The 16,971-nt window shown below is 69.5% G+C and carries 20 protein-coding genes and 1 riboswitch; of the genes, 10 read left to right on the forward strand and 10 right to left on the reverse strand.

Going from position 1 to position 16,971, the window contains the following annotated elements; genetic code table 11:
- Positions 1-20: 20 nt before the first annotated feature.
- On the reverse strand, positions 21-1,055 hold the full coding sequence (locus ACX80U_RS07510; protein WP_459267969.1) for a LacI family DNA-binding transcriptional regulator: 1,035 nt from the start codon (positions 1,053-1,055) through the stop codon (positions 21-23).
- Positions 1,056-1,166: 111 nt separating this feature from the next.
- Here ACX80U_RS07510 and ACX80U_RS07515 point away from each other — a divergent pair, with 111 nt between their 5' ends.
- The 3 genes from ACX80U_RS07515 to ACX80U_RS07525 all read left to right on the forward strand — a co-directional run bounded on the left by ACX80U_RS07515 (position 1,167) and on the right by ACX80U_RS07525 (position 3,744).
- Complete coding sequence (locus ACX80U_RS07515; protein WP_459267970.1) at positions 1,167-1,901, forward strand: sugar phosphate isomerase/epimerase family protein; 735 nt, start codon at positions 1,167-1,169, stop codon at positions 1,899-1,901.
- Positions 1,898-3,004: a Gfo/Idh/MocA family protein gene (locus ACX80U_RS07520; protein ID WP_459267971.1), complete on the forward strand. Its 1,107-nt coding sequence runs from the start codon at positions 1,898-1,900 to the stop codon at positions 3,002-3,004. The genes ACX80U_RS07515 and ACX80U_RS07520 overlap by 4 nt, the downstream gene beginning before the upstream one ends.
- Before the next feature lie 107 nt (positions 3,005-3,111).
- On the forward strand, positions 3,112-3,744 hold the full coding sequence (locus ACX80U_RS07525) for a uracil-DNA glycosylase family protein (RefSeq protein WP_133081378.1): 633 nt from the start codon (positions 3,112-3,114) through the stop codon (positions 3,742-3,744).
- 58 nt (positions 3,745-3,802) lie between these two features.
- On the opposite strand, the gene ACX80U_RS07530 is transcribed toward ACX80U_RS07525, so the two are convergent.
- The 4 genes from ACX80U_RS07530 to ACX80U_RS07545 all read right to left on the reverse strand — a co-directional run bounded on the left by ACX80U_RS07530 (position 3,803) and on the right by ACX80U_RS07545 (position 5,708).
- On the reverse strand, positions 3,803-4,156 hold the full coding sequence (locus ACX80U_RS07530) for a hypothetical protein (RefSeq protein WP_459267972.1): 354 nt from the start codon (positions 4,154-4,156) through the stop codon (positions 3,803-3,805).
- 212 nt (positions 4,157-4,368) lie between these two features.
- Positions 4,369-4,581 (reverse strand): hypothetical protein, encoded by a 213-nt coding sequence (locus ACX80U_RS07535; protein ID WP_133081376.1) that lies wholly within the window; start codon positions 4,579-4,581, stop codon positions 4,369-4,371.
- A 43-nt stretch (positions 4,582-4,624) separates the two neighbouring features.
- Positions 4,625-5,095 (reverse strand): MarR family winged helix-turn-helix transcriptional regulator, encoded by a 471-nt coding sequence (locus ACX80U_RS07540; RefSeq protein WP_459267973.1) that lies wholly within the window; start codon positions 5,093-5,095, stop codon positions 4,625-4,627.
- 52 nt (positions 5,096-5,147) lie between these two features.
- The gene (locus ACX80U_RS07545) at positions 5,148-5,708 is read right to left on the reverse strand and encodes a DUF1801 domain-containing protein (RefSeq protein ID WP_459267974.1); all 561 of its coding nucleotides are present in this window, start codon (positions 5,706-5,708) and stop codon (positions 5,148-5,150) included.
- Between the two features lie 129 nt (positions 5,709-5,837).
- Between ACX80U_RS07545 and ACX80U_RS07550 the strand changes: the two genes are divergently transcribed.
- From ACX80U_RS07550 to ACX80U_RS07560, 3 genes are read left to right on the forward strand one after another with little or no spacing between them, the layout of a single operon-like run.
- Positions 5,838-6,902, forward strand: a complete 1,065-nt coding sequence (locus ACX80U_RS07550) for a spore photoproduct lyase family protein (RefSeq protein ID WP_133081598.1) — start codon at positions 5,838-5,840, stop codon at positions 6,900-6,902.
- A 54-nt stretch (positions 6,903-6,956) separates the two neighbouring features.
- Entirely contained in the window at positions 6,957-8,120 is a 1,164-nt protein-coding gene (locus ACX80U_RS07555; RefSeq protein ID WP_459267975.1) for a glycoside hydrolase family 26 protein, read from the forward strand.
- A complete protein-coding gene (locus ACX80U_RS07560) occupies positions 8,117-8,857 on the forward strand; it encodes a YqjF family protein (RefSeq protein ID WP_459267976.1) in 741 nt (246 codons plus the stop codon). The genes ACX80U_RS07555 and ACX80U_RS07560 overlap by 4 nt, the downstream gene beginning before the upstream one ends.
- A 52-nt stretch (positions 8,858-8,909) precedes the next feature.
- Here ACX80U_RS07560 and ACX80U_RS07565 read toward each other — a convergent pair whose 3' ends face one another.
- Positions 8,910-9,608, reverse strand: a complete 699-nt coding sequence (locus tag ACX80U_RS07565) for an SDR family oxidoreductase (RefSeq protein WP_208740057.1) — start codon at positions 9,606-9,608, stop codon at positions 8,910-8,912.
- Positions 9,609-9,767: 159 nt separating this feature from the next.
- On the opposite strand from ACX80U_RS07565, the gene ACX80U_RS07570 reads away from it, so the two are divergent.
- From ACX80U_RS07570 to ACX80U_RS07580, 3 genes are read left to right on the forward strand one after another with little or no spacing between them, the layout of a single operon-like run.
- Complete coding sequence (locus ACX80U_RS07570) at positions 9,768-10,178, forward strand: YybH family protein (RefSeq protein WP_133081372.1); 411 nt, start codon at positions 9,768-9,770, stop codon at positions 10,176-10,178.
- A 7-nt stretch (positions 10,179-10,185) separates the two neighbouring features.
- Positions 10,186-11,604 (forward strand): cytosine permease, encoded by a 1,419-nt coding sequence (locus ACX80U_RS07575; protein ID WP_133081371.1) that lies wholly within the window; start codon positions 10,186-10,188, stop codon positions 11,602-11,604.
- The gene (locus ACX80U_RS07580) at positions 11,591-12,253 is read left to right on the forward strand and encodes a cyclase family protein (RefSeq protein WP_459267977.1); all 663 of its coding nucleotides are present in this window, start codon (positions 11,591-11,593) and stop codon (positions 12,251-12,253) included. The genes ACX80U_RS07575 and ACX80U_RS07580 overlap by 14 nt, the downstream gene beginning before the upstream one ends.
- A 137-nt stretch (positions 12,254-12,390) precedes the next feature.
- On the opposite strand, the gene ACX80U_RS07585 is transcribed toward ACX80U_RS07580, so the two are convergent.
- Both ACX80U_RS07585 and ACX80U_RS07590 read right to left on the reverse strand, forming a co-directional pair.
- Positions 12,391-13,254: an aldo/keto reductase gene (locus ACX80U_RS07585; protein WP_459267978.1), complete on the reverse strand. Its 864-nt coding sequence runs from the start codon at positions 13,252-13,254 to the stop codon at positions 12,391-12,393.
- 74 nt (positions 13,255-13,328) lie between these two features.
- Positions 13,329-14,450, reverse strand: a complete 1,122-nt coding sequence (locus ACX80U_RS07590) for an alcohol dehydrogenase catalytic domain-containing protein (protein WP_133081596.1) — start codon at positions 14,448-14,450, stop codon at positions 13,329-13,331.
- Between the two features lie 136 nt (positions 14,451-14,586).
- Between ACX80U_RS07590 and ACX80U_RS07595 the strand changes: the two genes are divergently transcribed.
- Positions 14,587-15,780 (forward strand): TerC/Alx family metal homeostasis membrane protein, encoded by a 1,194-nt coding sequence (locus tag ACX80U_RS07595; protein WP_133081368.1) that lies wholly within the window; start codon positions 14,587-14,589, stop codon positions 15,778-15,780.
- Between the two features lie 2 nt (positions 15,781-15,782).
- Here ACX80U_RS07595 and ACX80U_RS07600 read toward each other — a convergent pair whose 3' ends face one another.
- Entirely contained in the window at positions 15,783-16,280 is a 498-nt protein-coding gene (locus ACX80U_RS07600; RefSeq protein WP_208740027.1) for a hypothetical protein, read from the reverse strand.
- 203 nt (positions 16,281-16,483) lie between these two features.
- A complete protein-coding gene (locus ACX80U_RS07605) occupies positions 16,484-16,798 on the reverse strand; it encodes an SMR family transporter (RefSeq protein ID WP_133081366.1) in 315 nt (104 codons plus the stop codon).
- A gap of 9 nt (positions 16,799-16,807) precedes the next feature.
- Positions 16,808-16,875, reverse strand: a riboswitch (guanidine-III (ykkC-III) riboswitch).
- Positions 16,876-16,971 lie beyond the last annotated feature (96 nt).

Raw genomic sequence — 16,971 nt, forward strand, 5'->3', positions numbered from 1 at the left:
CCCATCGTAGGTGCCGCCCGTCAGGCCCGGCCGGCTGGGAGCACAGTCGTGCTGGCCCGCACCACGAGGTCGCTCCCCGGCATCGAGCGGGTCCGGGCCTCCCCGGAGTCGAGCAACGCGAGCAGCAGTTCGGCGGCGATCCGGCCCTGCTGCCCCGGGTTGCGCGCCAGGGCCGTGACCGCGGGCGAGGCCAGCCGGCAGTGCAGGGAGTCGTCCCAGCTCACGATCGCGACGTCCTCCGGGCAGCGCAGCCCGAGCTCGCCGAGGGCCAGCAGGCCGCCCATCGACATGAGGTCGTTGCCGAACACGACCGCGGTCACCGGCTCCGCGGGGGCGCTGAGCAGCGCTACGAGGGCGTCGCGCCCGGCGTCGAGCGCGTAGGTGGCCTCGTGCAGCACCACCTGCATCCCGTACCCGGCCGCACGTTCCCGCACCCCCCGGATCCGCTCCTCCTCGTGCAGGAAGGTGTGCGGCCCGGTGACATGGGCGATCCTGCGATGGCCGCCCTCGTGGAGGTGGTCGACGATGGTCGCGGCGTCGACGGAGTGGTCCGTCGTCGTGCCTGCGAACCTGTGCGGTGCGCCGGTCCCGGGCGCGCCGTGCAGCACGAAGGGCAGCCCGAGCCGGGTCAGCAGGGCGGGGCGCGGGTCGTCGTGCAGGTGGTCGAAGACCACGACGCCATCGACCTTCCGCTCACCGGCCCACCGCTCGTAGATGAGCTGTTCCTGCGCCGGGTCCTTGCCCACCATCCGCAGCATCAGGGCCATGTCCGCCTGCGCGAGTGCCGCTTCGATCCCGGTGAGCAGGCCCATGTAGTAGGGCTCGGTCCCGATGAGCAGGGGATCCGCCGAGAGCACCATCCCGACCGCGCCGGCCCGCGAGCGTGACAGGGCGCGGGCGGAGGAACTCGGGTACCACTCGAGCTCCTCCGCGAGGTCCAGGACGCGGCGCCGGGTCAGCTCGCTGACACCCGGCTGGCCGTTGAGGGCGTAGGAGACGGATGCCTTCGAAATGCCCAGCCTCTTCGCCAGGCCGGCGATGGTTTCCTTGGCCATGGCCTACACGATAGCGCCACCCGCCCCTTGACCCGCTCCGGGTGATCACCTAGGTTCGACCTAGGATCTGAACCGGTTCAGTACACCCTGTTCTCAGCGAGGAGAATCTCCGTGACGTATTCACTCCAGCTCTACACCCTGCGGGCGGCGATGGGGGAGGACCTGCCGGGCACCATCCGGCGCGTCGCCGAGCTGGGCTACACCGCCGTCGAGCCGTACAACTTCGTCGCCACGGCGGACGAGCTGGCCGAAGCGCTGTCGGCCAACGGACTCACCGCGCCGTCCGGCCATGCGCCCCTGCTCCGTGCCGACCAGGACGAGATCTTCGACGCCGCACGCACGCTCGGCATCGGAACGGTGATCGACCCGCACGTCGAGCGTTCCCACTGGACCACGGCCGCCGACATCGAGGCCACCGCCCGGGCGCTGAACGCCGCGGCGAAGAAGGGCGCGGAGTACGGCATCACCGTGGGCTACCACAACCACGAGTTCGAGCTCGAGGAGCGTATCGACGGCGTCTCCGGGCTCGAGGTCCTCGCCGGCCACCTCGATCCCGAGGTGGTCCTCGAGGTGGACACCTACTGGGCCGCGGTCGGGGGCGAGGATCCCGTCGAGCTGCTCCGGCGCCTCGGCAGCCGCGTGCGCTTCGTCCACATCAAGGACGGCCCGCTGACCAAGGACGACAAGGAGCAGGTCGCCGTCGGCTCGGGCAGCATGCGCGTCTGGGACGTACTCGACGCCGTCCCCGGCCTCGAGGCGGCCGTCGTGGAACTCGACGACTTCGACGGCGACATCTTCACCGCCGTCGCCGACAGCCTGGCATACCTGAGCGAGGGGAAGAAATGAGTACCGGCCCGGTCGGCGTCGCCGTCATCGGCGCAGGCGTCATCAGCAAGGAGTACCTGACCAACCTCACGGGCTTCCCCGACGTGACGGTGCACATCGTCGCCGACATGGTCGAGGAGGTCGCGGCCGCCCGGGCCGCGGAGTTCGGGGTCCCGTCATCCGGTGGCGTGCAGGACGCGCTGAGCCATCCCGACGTCGAGATCGTCGTCAACCTGACGATCCCCGCGGCCCATGTCGAGGTGGCCACGGCGGCAGTGCAGGCCGGCAAGCACGTGTGGAGCGAGAAACCCTTCTCACTGGACCGCGAGAGCGGTCTCGGCCTGCTGAAGACGGCGGACGCCGCCGGCCTCCGTCTCGGCTGTGCTCCCGACACATTCCTCGGTGCAGGACTCCAGACCGCGCTGCGCATGGTGGCGCGCGGCGACATCGGCGTCCCCCTGACGGCGCTGACCCTCATGCAGTCGCCCGGTCCCGAGTCCTGGCACCCGAACCCGGCATTCCTCTTCCAGGAGGGCGCCGGGCCCCTGTTCGACATGGGGCCCTACTACCTGACCACACTCGTCCAGACGTTCGGTGCCATCACCAGGGTGGCGGGCCTCGGCTCGAGATCCCGGGACACCCGGACCATCGGATCGGGGCCGAAGGCCGGCGAGGTCTTCGACGTCACGGTCCCGTCGCACGTCAGCGCGATCGCGCAGTTCGCGAACGGGGAGTCCTCGCAGAGCATCTTCAGCTTCGACTCACCCCTCAAGCGCGCGGGCTTCGTGGAGGTCACGGGGACCGAGGGCACGCTCGCGTTCCCCGACCCGAACTTCTTCACCGGCGACCTGATGCTGACCCGACCCGGAGCCGAGGAGCCGGAGACCATCCCGGCGGTCGGTGCGACCTCGACCCGCGGCAGCGGCGTGCTGGAGATGGCTCGTGCCCTCCGCGAGGGCCGTCCGCACCGCGCCCAGGGCGAGACGGCGTACCACGTGCTCGACGCCATGGTCTCGATCTCGGAGAGCATCGCGACCGGCGAGTTCGTCCCGCTCTCGAGCACGGCGACCGCGGCCGAGCCGCTGCCCGAGGACTGGGATCCGTACGCCTCCACCCTGTCCTGATCCCGGGGGCCGGGGTGTCGGCGGAGCACTGGCGTAGGCTGGAATCCTGCGGACACGTTAGCGCCACCTCTGGCGCCGTTCGCGAGGAGGCGGAATTGGTACAGCGCATGGCAGATCCCACGTATCGGGCCCAGCAATGGGAACAACGCTACGATCCCCAGATCGAGGACGTGAACCGCCTGTGCGACACGCTGGCCGAGTCGAAACCGGGGTCGGCCGTGCCCTACATCGACCCCGTCCACGATGTCGACGGATGCAAGATCGTCAGTCTCTTCTCGAGCCCGGGCTCCTCGTTGCCGTCGGGATTCGTCTCCTTCGAGAACGACGACCCGAGTTCCATCCGCATGGCCGGGATCTACGAGGCGGTCGGGCTGCCGCCCGAGGCGGTCATGCCCTGGAACGCCTACCCCTGGTACCTGCCCGAGGGCAAGGAGCGTGCGCTCACCATGGACCAGATCTCCGACGGGGTCAAGCCGCTCCTGACATTCCTCCAGCAGGTTCCGCGGGCCTCGGCGCTCGTCGCCCACGGGGCGGACGCGCACAAAGCTGCACGGCGCCTGATGAAGCTCGAGAACCGCGCCATCATGAAGCGCGGCTTCAAGATCTACGAGGTACGCTCGCCGGGCGAGCGGGCGTTCAAGGGCACCCCCGCGAACCAGGAGCTGTGGCTGAAGGACATCCAGTCGGCCTACGCCGACGCGATGGGCCGGGCCGGGCTGCGTTCCCGCCAGTCCATCTAGGATCTTCCGAGTCGACGCAGAAAGGCGGGGCCCATCGGGCCCCGCCTTTTTATGTGGCTCAGGCCGATCCGCACATCGCGTGCAGCCCGGCCTCGACGGGAGCGTCGTCCTCCGTGTGTCCGAGGGTCAGGCCGCGGAGGGTCGCCGAGATGTCCTCGAGGGACTGCAGGACCCATGCGAAAGCTTCCTCGTCCATGACCTGCCCCTCCTTGCCGGGCGTCGACGAGCGGTGCGCCAGGGCGAGGCGGGCCACGGTCCCCTCGAGGGTCTCCAGCGCTGCGTGCGTCTGTGCGGCGAGGTGGTCGGCCGCGGCGGTGGCGGGCCCGCGGCCGCCGGACACCATGCGGAGGGCGGTTCTGGGCAGCCCGGAGGCGTGGGAAGGCGTGCTGGCAGACGGGCGCTGTGCGCTCATGGATCGAGACCTCTTCTAAGTCAAGACGGCGCCCTTGAATCCCCCGGGCAGAAAAAGATTGACTACGACAGTCTGCCACCCGCCGAACCGGTTCCCTATGGATTCGGGCTCAGGAATTCCACAAAATTACCGGTCGGTAGCATCAAGGCCCGCACGGCGGCGGCGACGGGAGCTGCGCCGCTGCTGCCGCCACCGCGCAGGAGAGGCCCTGCCTACTCCTCCCGGCGCGTGGTGAGGTAGGTGGAGCCGTCCGGATTGCGCACCACGGTCCACTGCTGCAGTTCCTCCTGACGCAGCCGCTGCGCCTCGTCGTCGCGGTAGACGATCGGTCCCTCGGTGGTGCCGCGCTGGGCGGGACCGAAGAACATCCGCAGCTTGCCCGTGGCGGTCATGAAGCGGGCGGACAACGGTTGCTTCTCGGTCATCGGAGATCCTTTCGAGGGTGTCGGTCCACGGGGGCGGGGGAGGTCACGGAGTGCTCCGCCCGCCGGCCGAGGCCGGCAGGTGGGTGCCGGTGGCCCGGATGATCCCGTGCATGGCGTCGTTGAGGCTGTCCACCTGCTCGCGCGTCAGGCCGAGCCGCTCCATCATGGTCGCCGGCACGTCGAGGGCATCGGCGCGGAGGTCCCGGCCCGCAGTGGTGAGCTCCACCGCCAGCGCCCGCTCGTTGCCCGGGACGCGTGTCCGGGTGAGCAGGCCGAGGGCCTCCAGCCGCTTGAGCATCGGCGAGAGCGTGGCGGACTCCATGGCGAGGGCCTGTCCGATGCTGCGGACGGTGCGGGGGCTCTCCTCCCACAGCGCGAGCATCACGAGGTACTGCGGATGCGTGAGGTTGAGCTTCTCGAGGACCGGCCGATAGGCGCCCACCACGCTCCGGGACGCGACGGACAGCGCGAAGCACAGCTGGCGCTCGAGCAGGAGGTCGTCGTCGGTGGTCAAGGATCCTCCGGATCGGACGGTGACGAATAGGTGCGTACTGATAATTAGTGTACTACTGTTCCTCGACGGCGGGAACCGCGTGGCGCCGGGATCCCCGCGGTCCCGTGATCAGGGGTGTGCGGATCCTGGGCGTCGTCGCGGGGCCGACCGTGCCGGCGGTTGAGCCCATCGATGCCGCCGGGGACGGGTCCGACGAGGCGGAGTCCCCGGTCACCAGGAATGCGTGCCCACGCAGCACGAGCTCCTCGAGAACGCCCAGGTCGATCCCGGCGAGGGACGTCACGTACAGGCAGCCCGCACCACGCCGGTGTCTGCCGAGGCGCGGCAGCAGCGCCTCCGCTCCGGGAGCGGCGAGCAGCCCGTACAGGGATTGCGCCGACGCCCGCGGGGAGAATCCCACGGCCAGGGCATCCCCCTCGTGGCCGGAGGCGTACCTGTAGTGGTAGCTCCCGAAACCGATCATGGTCGGTCCCCACATCACGGCGGGTTCCCGGGTCGCACGGCCCATCAGGTCGAGGAGCACGACGGCGTCGGCCCGCCGGACCGGGTGCGCGATCGCGTCGACGAAGGCCCGGGGATCCTCCTCCGTCGGTTGCGTGAGGAGCTGCGCCATGACCATTCCCTTCCCTCGGGTGCGCCCGCGGCGCCGATCCTGCCACTCTAGGGGCGCGCGGCTCCCGCCCGGAAGTGTCGGTGGCGGCCGATACTCTGGCCGCACACCACCGACACGAAGGGTTGCATGCTGCAGGCCAACAAGCTGCTCCAGATCAGCAGGATCTATGTCGAGCCGGCCGCTGCCGCGCTGCCCCGGGGCCAGGAGATCCTCGCGCGCTGGCCGGAGGCGGACGTCGTCGAGGTGGCGAGCCACTGGCGCATCCCCGAACTCAGCGGGGACGAGGCGAACGTGCGTCGCTGGGTCCGCATCAAGACCGAGGCGCTCATCATCGGCGTCAAGAAGACCCTCACCGCCAAGCCCAACGGCAGATCCGCCGACTTCATCGCCCCCTCCACCGCGAACGGCTGCGCCATGGCCTGCGCGTACTGCTATGTGCCGCGCCACAAGGGGTACAGCAACCCGATCACCGTCTTCGCCAACATCGACCAGATCGGCGGCTACCTCGAACGACACGTCGCGCGGCAGGGCCTCAAGCTGGAGCCGAACCAGTGCGACGACCACGCCTGGGTCTACGACATCGGCGAGAACAGCGACTGCTCCGTCGATGCGCTCGTCAGCGACAACGTGCGCGACCTCGTGCACCTCTACCGCGAGCTGCCCACGGCCAAGCTCTCCTTCGCCACCAAGTACGTGAACCGGGACCTGCTGACCTGGGACCCGCAGGGGCGCACCCGGATCCGCTTCTCGCTCATGCCCGAGAAACTCGCGCGCACGGTGGACGTCCGCACGACGCCGGTGGCGGAGCGGATCGCCGCCATCAACGACTTCGTGGACGCCGGCTACGAGGTGCACGTGAACTTCTCGCCGGTCATCATCACGCCGGGCTGGCAGGAGGACTGGCGGGAGCTCTTCCGCCAACTCGACGCGTCGCTCTCGCCCGCGGCGAAGCAGCAGCTCGCCGCGGAGGTCATCTTCCTCACCCACAACCAGCAGCTGCACGAGGTCAACCTCGGCTGGCACCCGCAGGCCGAGGAGATCCTCTGGCGCCCGGACCTGCAGGAGACCAAGCGATCCCAGAACGGTTTCACCAACGTGCGGTACATCGCCTACGAGAAGCGGGGCTATCTCGACGAGCTCCTCCGCCTGGCCTCGGCCGAGCTGCCCTACTGCCGGATCCGCTACGCGTTCTAGCAGCGGCGGCGGGGGTGGTACGCCGGGCCGCCGATCCGGTTGTAGATTGGCTCCGTGGTCTCACACCTTGCGCGGATGCTTACCGTGCTCCTCCTCCTTGCCCTGTGCGCATGCAACATCAATCCCTCGGCGGTCCCCTGCGAGGTCGTCGACGGGCGGAAACTCGCTCCGACGGAGGGCACGCTCATGGGCGTGAACCTCGACTGGGGCAGGGAGACGCTCGCCGAGTACTCGGACAAGCTCGGCGAGCGTCCCGCGGTCGCCGTGACGTTCGCGGATTTCCCGTTCAGGGAGGAGGATCCGGGTCTGATCGCGTCGGCCGCGGAACAGTTGCGGCAGAACGGCGGCACGCTGCTGCTGACTCTCGAACCGATGGAGGGCCTGGAGGCGGTGACCGGCCAGCATGCCGATGATCTCGCAGCGATGCTTGCGGACTTCAACACCAATGGTGTCCCGGTGATCGTGCGCTTCGCGCACGAGATGAACGGCTCGTGGTACCCGTGGGGACAGCAGCCCGGCGAGTACATCGCCGCCTTCCGGCGGGTCGCCGACGCCGTCCACCGTGACGCGCCCGGCTCCGCCATGATGTGGGCGCCGAACTACGCCGGCGGCTACCCCTTCGCGGGCGGCACCTACGAAGCACTCCCCGGCGCGACGGGGTTCGCGGAGCTCGACACCACCGCGGACGGGTTCCTGACGGCCTTCGACGACCCCTACGCGCCGTACTACCCGGGCGACGACGCCGTGGACTGGGTGGGGATGTCCCTGTATCACTGGGGGAGCACCTATCCGTGGGGGGAGAGCGAGATGCCGGAGGATGGCAAGTTCATCGATCAGCTGACCGGGACCTACCGCGGCAGCAACGGCGATGAATCGATGCTGCCGGACTTCTACGCGGACTACGGCGTGGGCCACGGCAAGCCCGTCGCCATCCCGGAGACCGCGGCGCTCGTGACGGATGACATCGGCGGGCTCCGCACACTGAACATCAAGCGTGCCTGGTGGGAGCAGGTCTTCGACCCGGCCGTGCACGAGCACTTCCCGCAGCTGCGGATGGTGAACTGGTTCGAGTGGAACAAGGTGGAACCCGAGGTGGGCGCGGCTGTGGACTGGACCGTGGCCGAGGACCCGGACATCCGCTCGGCCTTCACGGCCGCGCTGCCCGAGTGGTACCGCTTCGCGGCGGAACGCGACGAGTGCGGGGAGCCCCTGTCATGACCACGGACGGCCGGGACCCCGGCTGGCAGCTCGCCCCCGACCTGCCGTCGCCCGTCATCATGGACCAGTTCTGGGCGGATGCCGTGTTCCTGCACTGGCGGATCGCCGCTGACGCCGTGCAGCGCTTCATGCCTCCCGGCGTCACCCCGGACGTGGTGGACGGTTCGTCCTGGGTCGGACTGATCGGCTTCCGGATGGTCGGAGCCGGGCTCGGGCGGGGCCTGCCCGTGCCCCATCTCGGGTCCTTCACCGAGATCAATGTGCGGCTCTACTCGCGGGGCCCGGACGGTACGCGCGGCGTGGTCTTCGTGACCCTCGACGCGTCCCGCCTCGCCGTGGTGCTCGCGGCGCGGGCGGGCGGCATCCCCTACGTGTGGTCGAGATGCGCACCGCTCCAGCGGGGCGGGGGTGCGCAGCGGGAGTACGGGTACGACGTCGTCCGGTACCGCCGGCAGGCGACGTCCCGCTTCGTCGCCCGCCCCGAGCTGGAGCGCACCGCGGATGACGTCCTGTCCCTCGAACTCACCGCCCGCTTCGGCCTGCACAGCACCCTGGCCGGCCGGACGATCTACATCCCCAACACCCATTCCCCCTGGCCGCTCCACCCGGCCACGCTGACCGAGTTCGACGACGGACTGCTCGGTGCGGCGGGGCTCCGGGTCGAGGGTCCGCCGGAGTCGGTGCTGTTCTCCCCGGGAGTGCAGACGCAGTTCGGCAGGCCCCGAGTGGTCGGCTAGCGGCCCTGGACGCAGGACCTGTGCCGGTCGGCTGCCGCCGCTGGAGTGTGGGTCAGCCGAGCGTGATGCCGGAGGGCCGGATGCTGAGGGTCTCGATCGCCGACTCCTGTGTCGCATCGACGGCGAGCCGGACGGCCTTCGCCACCTGGTCCGGGCGGATCCATGCCTCAGGCCGGTAGTCCCTGCCCTCCCATGCATGCAGTTCCTCCTGCATGTCGGTGGCGACCCTGCCCGGGTGGATGGAGCTGACCCGCACACCGTGTGGCCGCTCCTCCTCCCGCAGCGCGTCCGTGAGGGCCCGCAGCGCGAACTTGGTCCCGCTGTAGACGGCCGACCCGGCGCCGGAGGTGTACCCGGACCCGCTGTTGATGGCGATGATCTGGCCCGAAGCGGCGCGCAGTGCCGGCAGCAGCGCCCGCGTGAGGGACGCGACCGCGAACACGTTGACCTCGAAGCTCTCGCGCCAGGCATCGTCGGACAGTTCCGCGACCGGCCCCATCCGGAGCACGCCCGCCGAGTGGACGAGGACGTCCAGGCGCGGGATCCCTGCCACGGCGGCGGCCACCTGCCCGGCGTCGCGCAGTTCCGCCGCGAAGGGTTCCGCGGACGGGAACGACGACGACAGGTCCGCCAGGGCGGTGAGGTCGCGGCCGCCGAGCAGCAGGTGGTGCGTGGAGCCGAGCTCGTCGGCGATGGCGCGGCCGATACCGCGGGAGGCGCCGGTGATGAGGGCGACGGGGTTCGGTGACATGCCCTCACCCTAGCAATGCGGGGGAGGCCGTCCGGCGTTCCCCGGCCGACGGCGAGGCCGTGCTCCGTTGACAACGTCGCCCACGTCACACACACTCACTGGACAACAAATGTTCACCTGTGGGCAACCCGAGGGTGACGGTGGAAGGGACGACGCTCGATGACCGATGCACATCTCACGGAGGAGGACGTGCTCCACGCGGCCAACGCCCTCGTGGAGGCCTTCCGTGCGACCGACACGCAGGCATACTTCGCCTGCTTCGCCGAGGACGCGACCTTCGTCTTCCACACCGAGGACCGCAGGCTCGGGTCGAGGGCCGCCTACGAGCAGCTGTGGTCGACGTGGCTCGATGCGGGGTGGCGCGTGACGGACTGCTCCAGCAGCGACCGGCGCGTGCAGCTGCTCGGGGACGTGGCGGTCTTCACGCATGACGTCCGCACCACCACGGAGACCGCCGGAGAGTCGGAGACCACCCGGGAGCGCGAGACGATCGTCTTCCGCCGCTCGGACGGCACCATCACGGCGGTCCACGAACACCTCAGCCCCACCCCCCACGACGACCGGAAGTAAGACCACCATGACGGCAGGAACCCCTCCCACCTCGGCCTACCGACGCCTGTCGGACCACCTCGACCGGAACTCCGACGGCTACGGCCCACTGCGCGGCACGCTCGGTACGGCCCGGATGGGCATGATCTGGCTCGCCGCGAACCTCGTGGTCACCACCCTCCTCACCGGCACCCTGTTCGTCCCCGGCATCAGCTGGCCGCTCGCCGTCGCCATGATCGTGCTGGGCACGCTCATCGGCGGCTCGGTGCTGGTCCTGGTGGGCAACATGGGCACGCGCACCGGCCTGGCGACGATGTCCCTGACAAAGGGGTCCTTCGGGCTGCGGGGGTCCTTCCTGCCGGTGGCCGCGAACGTCATCACGCTCATGGGCTGGAGCTGGGTGCAGGCGATGCTCGCCGGCGTGACCGTGAACTTCCTCGTCGAGCAGGCCACCGGGTTCTCGAGCCCCGTCCTCTTCTCGGTGCTGTGCCAGTTGCTGGTGGTGTGCCTGGCGATCTTCGGCCACACCGGGATCGCCCGCGTGGAGCCGTGGCTCGCCCTCGTGATCCTCGCCTTCATGGCGTACATCTTCACCACCGCGTTCCTCGCCTACAGCCCCGCGGACATCGCCGCCATCCCGCAGGACACGGCAGCGGGCTGGACGGGTGTCGCCGCCCTGGACGTCGTGATCGCGACGGCGATCTCCTGGACGGTGCTGTCCGCGGAGTTCAACCGCCTCGCGCGCACGCAGTCGGCGGGGATGATCGGTTCGGGGATCGGGTACATGCTCTCCACCGTGCTCGCCATGACGCTCGGCGCGACGGCCATCGGCTACGTGGTGCTCGACGGCGGGGAGGCCGTGCCGTTCGATCCCACCGTGATCGTCGCCTCCTTCGGTGCTCCGCTCGCCGTCGTGATCTTCCTGTCCGTCATGGCCACCAACACCATGGTGGTCTACGGCATGGTGGCCTCCGTCGTGAACATGGTGCCCTCCCGGCGCGTCACGTTCCTGCCGACCGCGATCGTGCTCGGCGTCATCTCGATCCTCGGCTCCACCTGGCTCGCGCTCCTGAACCAGTTCACGGCCTTCCTGACGGTGATCGGCGCCCTGTTCATCCCCGTCTTCGCCATCATGATCGTCGACTACTACGTGGTGCGCTCCCGCCACTACGGCCGGGACATCCTCCGTGCCAGCGGCGGTGAGTACTGGTACACCGGGGGAGTGAACGTGGCCGCGGTCCTGGTCTGGCTCCTCGGAGCCGGCGCATCGCTGCTCCTCACCTATGTCGTCCCCAGTCCGATCGGAGCGACCATCCCGACCTTCGTGCTGTCCGCCCTGCTCTACTTCGCCTGGGCGGCGGCGTCACGACGTATCAGCCGCGACGGGCACCCGCGTGTCCATCTCCTGGATCTCCCGGAGGAGCAGGGCGTCCGTGCGGATCGTTGACCTCTCGCAGCCCGTCCATACCGGGATGCAGGTCTACCCGGGTGATCCGGAGGTCGTCCTGACCACCGTCGCGACGGTCGCCGAGGACGGGTACCAGGTGGCCTCGCTCCACGCCGGGTCCCATACGGGCACCCATCTCGACGCGCCCCTCCACTCGATCGCGGGCGGGCAGGCCGTGGACGACATCGACCTCGGCCGGCTGGTGGGGCCGGCACGCATCGTGCGGTGCACCGGCCTGGCTCCGCACGAGATCATCACCTGGGCCTCCGTGGAGGGCCAGCTGCAGGACCTGACGGGCCAGGCGATGGTGCTGTTCCATACCGGCTGGTCCGCCTGGTTCGGCAGCGGACACTATCTGGAGCACCCCGTCCTGGCGCCCGAGGTGGCCGAACGGCTGCTCGCGGCGGGTATCACGGTGGTCGGCGTGGACACCCTCAATCCCGACTCGACCCTGCGCAACGGCGGACGGCTGCCGTTCCACACGGCACTGCTCGGGGCCGGCGGCGTGATCATCGAGAACCTCGCAGGTCTCGCTGCCGTGACCTGGGACCAGCCCGTCGTCTCCGTGCTGCCGCTCGCCCTCGCCGGGGCGGACGGGGCTCCCGTCCGCGCCGTCGCCATGCAGCCGGACGGGCCGGGCGGCCGCTAGCCCCCGTTCCGGTCGTCGGGGCGGGTGCCGGCGGGCCCTCCCGGGGCGGTCCGGCCCCGACGGAGAACGGCACCCCTACGTCACGGGGATGCCCGCACCCCTGGCGGGTGCGGGCATCTCCGTGTGCGGGAACGGGCCTACTTCGTGCCGGACAATGTCCCGATCTCGTCGGCCGAGAGTTCGAGGTCCGAGGCGCGTGCCGAGTCCTGCACGCTCTCGGGCCGCGACGCGCCGGGGATCGGGAGAACCGTGGGTGACAGGGCCAGTTCCCAGGCCAGGCATACCTGCTGGGGGCTGACGCCGTGCCTGTCGGCGATCTCCTGGAACGGCGTGAAGTGCTCGCCGAGTCCGCCTGCCTTCTTGATGCCGCCGAGGGGGCTCCACGGCAGGAAGGCGATGCCGTTCTCGCCGCAGTACCTCAGCTCGTCCTCGCTGGACCGGAAGGCCGGCGAGAACTGGTTCTGCACGGATACCAGCCGGCCGCCGAGGATCTCGTTGGCCTGCCGGATCTGGTCCACGGTGGCGTTCGAGATGCCGGCCATGCGGATGACGCCCTCGTCCAGCAGGTCCCTGAGGGCACCGATGGAATCCTCGTAGGCGACCTCCGGATCCGGACGGTGGTACTGGTACAGGTCGATGGCGTCGCCGCCGAGGCGCTTGAGGGACGCCTTCGCGGCCTCCTTGAGGTAGTCCGGGCGACCGTTCAGCGTCCATGAGCCGTCGCCGGGCCGCAGGTGGCCACCCTTGGTCGCGACCAGCACGGACGAGCTGTCGGCACCGTAGGTGGCCAGTGCCTTCGCGATGAGCGCCTCGTTGTGGCCCACCTCGTCCGCGTCGCGGTGGTACGCGTCTGCGGTGTCGATCAGGGTGATCCCGGCGTCGATCGCTGCATGGATGGTGCGGATGGAACGGTCCTCGTCGGGGCGTCCCTCGATGGACATGGGCATTCCGCCCAGTCCGAGGGCGCTGACGGTGATACCGCCGAGTGTGCGTTGCTGCATTGTCGTTCTCCTCTGGATAGACGTGCAGCTGTCATCGTACGCACGGACCGGGTTTTGGTCCCCACGGCAACAAATCACTTGCCGAGCGTGAAGATCCGTCGTACCACGCGGCCCTCGGAGAGCGCGTCGAGGCTTTCGTTGAGATCCTCGAGGGGGTGCGTATCCGTGTGGAGCAGTTCGACGGGCAGCAGGCCGCGCCGCCACAGGTCCAGGTAGGCGGGGATGTCCCGCTCGGGTACGGCGTCACCCATGTAGGAGCCGAGCAGGCGCCGCCCCATGCCGGCGAACTGGAGAGCCTGTGCGGTGATCTGCTGGTCCGGATGCGGGAGGCCGACGGACACCACCGCACCTCCGCGTGCGAGCAGCTGCAGTCCGGCCTCCAGCACGCGGGCACTGCCCACCGCCTCGATGACGACGTCGGCACCACCGTCCGTCGCCTCCCGCACGAGGCCGGCGGCGTCGTCGGGTGTTCCCGCGAGGGACGCGCCGCAGCGCAGGCCGAGGTCCTGCTTGGCGGCGAGGGGATCGATGGCGATCACCGTGGTCCCGGGGACCTGGGCGGCCGCCATCACCGACATCAGTCCCACCGCGCCCAGGCCGAAGACGACCACGGACTGCCCTTCCTGCAGCGCGGCGGTGTTGAGGACGGCGCCGATGCCGGTCAGGGCGGCGCAGCCGAACATGGCGGCGACGTCGAAGGGCACGTCGCGGTCGATCACCACCACGGATTCGCGGGCCACGACGGCGTACTCCGCGAAGGCGGACACACCGAGGTGGTGGTTGATGCGCTCGCCGTCGGTGGTGCGCAGGACGGCCGGTCCGTGCAGGAGGTCCCCGCTCCCGTTGGATTCCGCCCCCCGGTAGCAGAGCGCCGGCCGCCCCGCCGAGCACGCGCGGCACGCTCCGCACGCGGGGACGAACACGAGGACCACGTGGTCGCCGTCGCGGACGTCGGTGACGCCGTCGCCCACGCGTTCGACGACGCCTGTCGCCTCGTGGCCGAGGGCCATGGGGAGCGGGCGGACACGCGAACCGTTGATCACCGACAGGTCCGAGTGGCAGAGGCTCGCCCGGGTTATCCGCACCAGGACCTCGCCGGGCCGCGGCTCGGGCACCGGAACCGTCTCCAGGGCGAGCGGGTTGCTCCCGGCGTAGGGAGCAGGCAGTTCGGCGGAGCGAAGCACCGCGGCGCGCATCATCGGGCTCATGGCATTCCTCGTCATCGGGGTACGGACTGCGCCAGTCTAGGCGCGGCGGCTACCCTTACGTGCACCACCGGATCCGCGGGTCATCGGCACCGCGCCGGCACCACGCTTCGAGGAGGCCTGCAGCATGGAAGTACCGCTCTTCGTCTGGACCGCCACGGTCATCGGTATCGTGGGCCTGCTCGTCTTCGACTTCTTCTTCCACGTGCGGAAGGCCCATACCCCGACCCTGCGAGAATCGGCGATCTGGTCCTCCGTCTACGTGGGGATCGCCCTGCTGTTCGGTGTCGGCGTCCTCGTCCTCGGCGGGCCCACCATGGGCACCGAGTACTTCGCCGGCTACGTCACCGAGAAGGCGCTCTCGGTCGACAACCTCTTCGTGTTCCTCATCATCATGTCGAGCTTCCGGGTGCCGCGCGCGGACCAGCAGAAGGTGCTGCTGTTCGGCATCGTGTTCTCGCTCATCGCCCGGACCGGCTTCATCTTCCTCGGCGCGGCCCTCATCAACAGCTTCGCCTGGGTGTTCTACATCTTCGGCCTGATCCTGCTCCTGACCGCGGGGAACCTGCTCAAGCCCGGTGGGCACGACGACGACGAGAGTGTGATCATCCGGCTCGCCAAGCGCTTCCTGCCGGCGTCGGAGCACTACGACGGCGACAAGCTGTTCACGGTCGAGGACGGCAAGCGCGTTCTGACCCCGATGCTGCTCGTCATGGTGGCCATCGGCGCCACCGACATCCTGTTCGCCCTGGATTCCATCCCGGCGATCTTCGGCCTCACCCAGAACACCTTCATCGTCTTCACCGCCACGGCGTTCTCGCTCATGGGGCTGCGCCAGCTGTTCTTCCTCATCGACGGGCTGCTGGACCGGCTCATCTACCTCTCCTACGGCCTCGCGGTGATCCTCGGCTTCATCGGCGTGAAGCTGATCCTCCACGCGCTGCACGAGAACAACCTGCCCTTCATCAACAACGGCGAGCACGTCGACGTCGTCGAGATCAGCACGGGCCTGTCGCTGGGCGTCATCCTCGGCGTGCTGGTCGTGACCGTCCTGGCCTCCGTGCTGAGCCCCAAGGGCAAGGCGAAGAACGCCATCTCCGGTGCCAAGCGCCACGCCGTCGAATACCTGGACCTCACCTACGAGACGGACATCGACGAGCGGGAGAAGATCTTCGCGAGGCTGTGCGCCGAGGAGGCGGACCTCCGGAAGCTACCCGAGAAGTACAAGCGCCTGATCCGCAACGAGACGGAGTTCATGGAGATGATCCGCCGGGCGCACGCCGAGCACGACGAGGCGCTCGAGCGGGAACCGGGCCGGTAGCGCTAGTTCCGCCGGCCGGAGAAGATACGGCCGATGACGCCGCTGTCGAGGATCTCGCCGAGCAGTTCCAGCGGAGCGCCGGGAGGCAGCGGGATGCCGGGACGGCCGGCCAGCGCGCTGACGTCGAGTCCGGTCAGGAAGCGCGAGCCGAAGGTGGTGGGCGAGTGCGGGCCGACGAGGTCGTCCACCGGTACCTGGATCGGGCCGTCGACGTCCTCGGACTCAGCCGCATCCCCGGGCAGGTGGCGCAGCGCGGGCGTCCAGGAGTAGGGGGCGCGGCAGAGCAGGGCGTCCTCGCCGGGGGTGACGTCGTCGATGAGCTCGTTGACCGCCTGGGAGACGAGGTCGGCGTCCCCCGCGTCGAGGGCGTAGACGCCGTGCAGGTAGGCATCGAACTCGAAGTAGTCCGTGAAGCCTCCCATGTTGCAGTAGTGCATCCAGGACTCGTAGGAGGAGAGTCCGGCGAACTCCATCGCCGTCAGGGTCTCGTCGCTCTGCATAGTGCTCAACTCCTTGTCACGGCCCCCAGCTGAGCCTTCCTCAATCCTCCCGAACGCACCTCAACTGAACCGGTCTGTCGCGCTCAGTTTTGGCGCAAGCGGACGGTCCCACCTCAAGGCATTGCGGAAAAAGCAGAGGAAAACCGGCGTCCCGCAGCATCCGCTCCTGCGGGGCCGTCCGGGTGCCGCCGACCGGGCCGGGGCTAGTGGCTCAGCTTCAGCCCGATGACGCCCCCGACGATCATGAGCAGGAACACGATCTTCAGCAGCGAGGCGGGTTCGGTGCCGGTGGCCATCGCATAGATGACGGTGAGGGCCGCGCCGATCCCCACCCAGACGGCGTAGGCCGTCCCGACGGGCAGGGTCCGCATGGCGTAGGCCAGGCCGGCCATGCTCGCGACGATGGCGATGCCGAACACGAGCGTGGGCGCGAGTCTGCTGAAGCCCTCCGACTTGCCGAGGGCTGTGGCCCATACGGCTTCGAGGACTCCGGAGACGACGAGGACGATCCAGGCCATGATTCTCTCCCTGGGCCGTCTTGTCGCACACCGGGTACGGCACCCATCGTCCGGGAGGCGGTGGTTCCCGCCCCGGTCTCCATGCTGTCACGGAAACGGGATCAGTGGTGCGGCCCGGGAAGGCCGGGAGGGGGGGGACGGGGGACGGGGGACGGGGCGCGCGCCGGAGGATC

This window comes from Arthrobacter sp. TmT3-37 (assembly GCF_054510835.1).

Excerpts from the sequence above, each read along its gene's own strand:
- ACX80U_RS07510 (WP_459267969.1), bottom strand. The coding sequence starts at position 1,055 with ATGGCCAAGGAAACCATCGCCGGCCTGGCGAAGAGGCTGGGCATTTCG.
- ACX80U_RS07520 (WP_459267971.1), top strand. The coding sequence starts at position 1,898 with ATGAGTACCGGCCCGGTCGGCGTCGCCGTCATCGGCGCAGGCGTCATC.
- ACX80U_RS07525 (WP_133081378.1), top strand. The coding sequence starts at position 3,112 with ATGGCAGATCCCACGTATCGGGCCCAGCAATGGGAACAACGCTACGAT.
- ACX80U_RS07530 (WP_459267972.1), bottom strand. The coding sequence starts at position 4,156 with ATGAGCGCACAGCGCCCGTCTGCCAGCACGCCTTCCCACGCCTCCGGG.
- ACX80U_RS07535 (WP_133081376.1), bottom strand. The coding sequence starts at position 4,581 with ATGACCGAGAAGCAACCGTTGTCCGCCCGCTTCATGACCGCCACGGGC.
- ACX80U_RS07545 (WP_459267974.1), bottom strand. The coding sequence starts at position 5,708 with ATGGCGCAGCTCCTCACGCAACCGACGGAGGAGGATCCCCGGGCCTTC.
- ACX80U_RS07560 (WP_459267976.1), top strand. The coding sequence starts at position 8,117 with ATGACCACGGACGGCCGGGACCCCGGCTGGCAGCTCGCCCCCGACCTG.
- ACX80U_RS07565 (WP_208740057.1), bottom strand. The coding sequence starts at position 9,608 with ATGTCACCGAACCCCGTCGCCCTCATCACCGGCGCCTCCCGCGGTATC.
- ACX80U_RS07570 (WP_133081372.1), top strand. The coding sequence starts at position 9,768 with ATGACCGATGCACATCTCACGGAGGAGGACGTGCTCCACGCGGCCAAC.
- ACX80U_RS07575 (WP_133081371.1), top strand. The coding sequence starts at position 10,186 with ATGACGGCAGGAACCCCTCCCACCTCGGCCTACCGACGCCTGTCGGAC.
- ACX80U_RS07585 (WP_459267978.1), bottom strand. The coding sequence starts at position 13,254 with ATGCAGCAACGCACACTCGGCGGTATCACCGTCAGCGCCCTCGGACTG.
- ACX80U_RS07590 (WP_133081596.1), bottom strand. The coding sequence starts at position 14,450 with ATGCGCGCCGCGGTGCTTCGCTCCGCCGAACTGCCTGCTCCCTACGCC.
- ACX80U_RS07595 (WP_133081368.1), top strand. The coding sequence starts at position 14,587 with ATGGAAGTACCGCTCTTCGTCTGGACCGCCACGGTCATCGGTATCGTG.
- ACX80U_RS07600 (WP_208740027.1), bottom strand. The coding sequence starts at position 16,280 with ATGCAGAGCGACGAGACCCTGACGGCGATGGAGTTCGCCGGACTCTCC.
- ACX80U_RS07605 (WP_133081366.1), bottom strand. The coding sequence starts at position 16,798 with ATGGCCTGGATCGTCCTCGTCGTCTCCGGAGTCCTCGAAGCCGTATGG.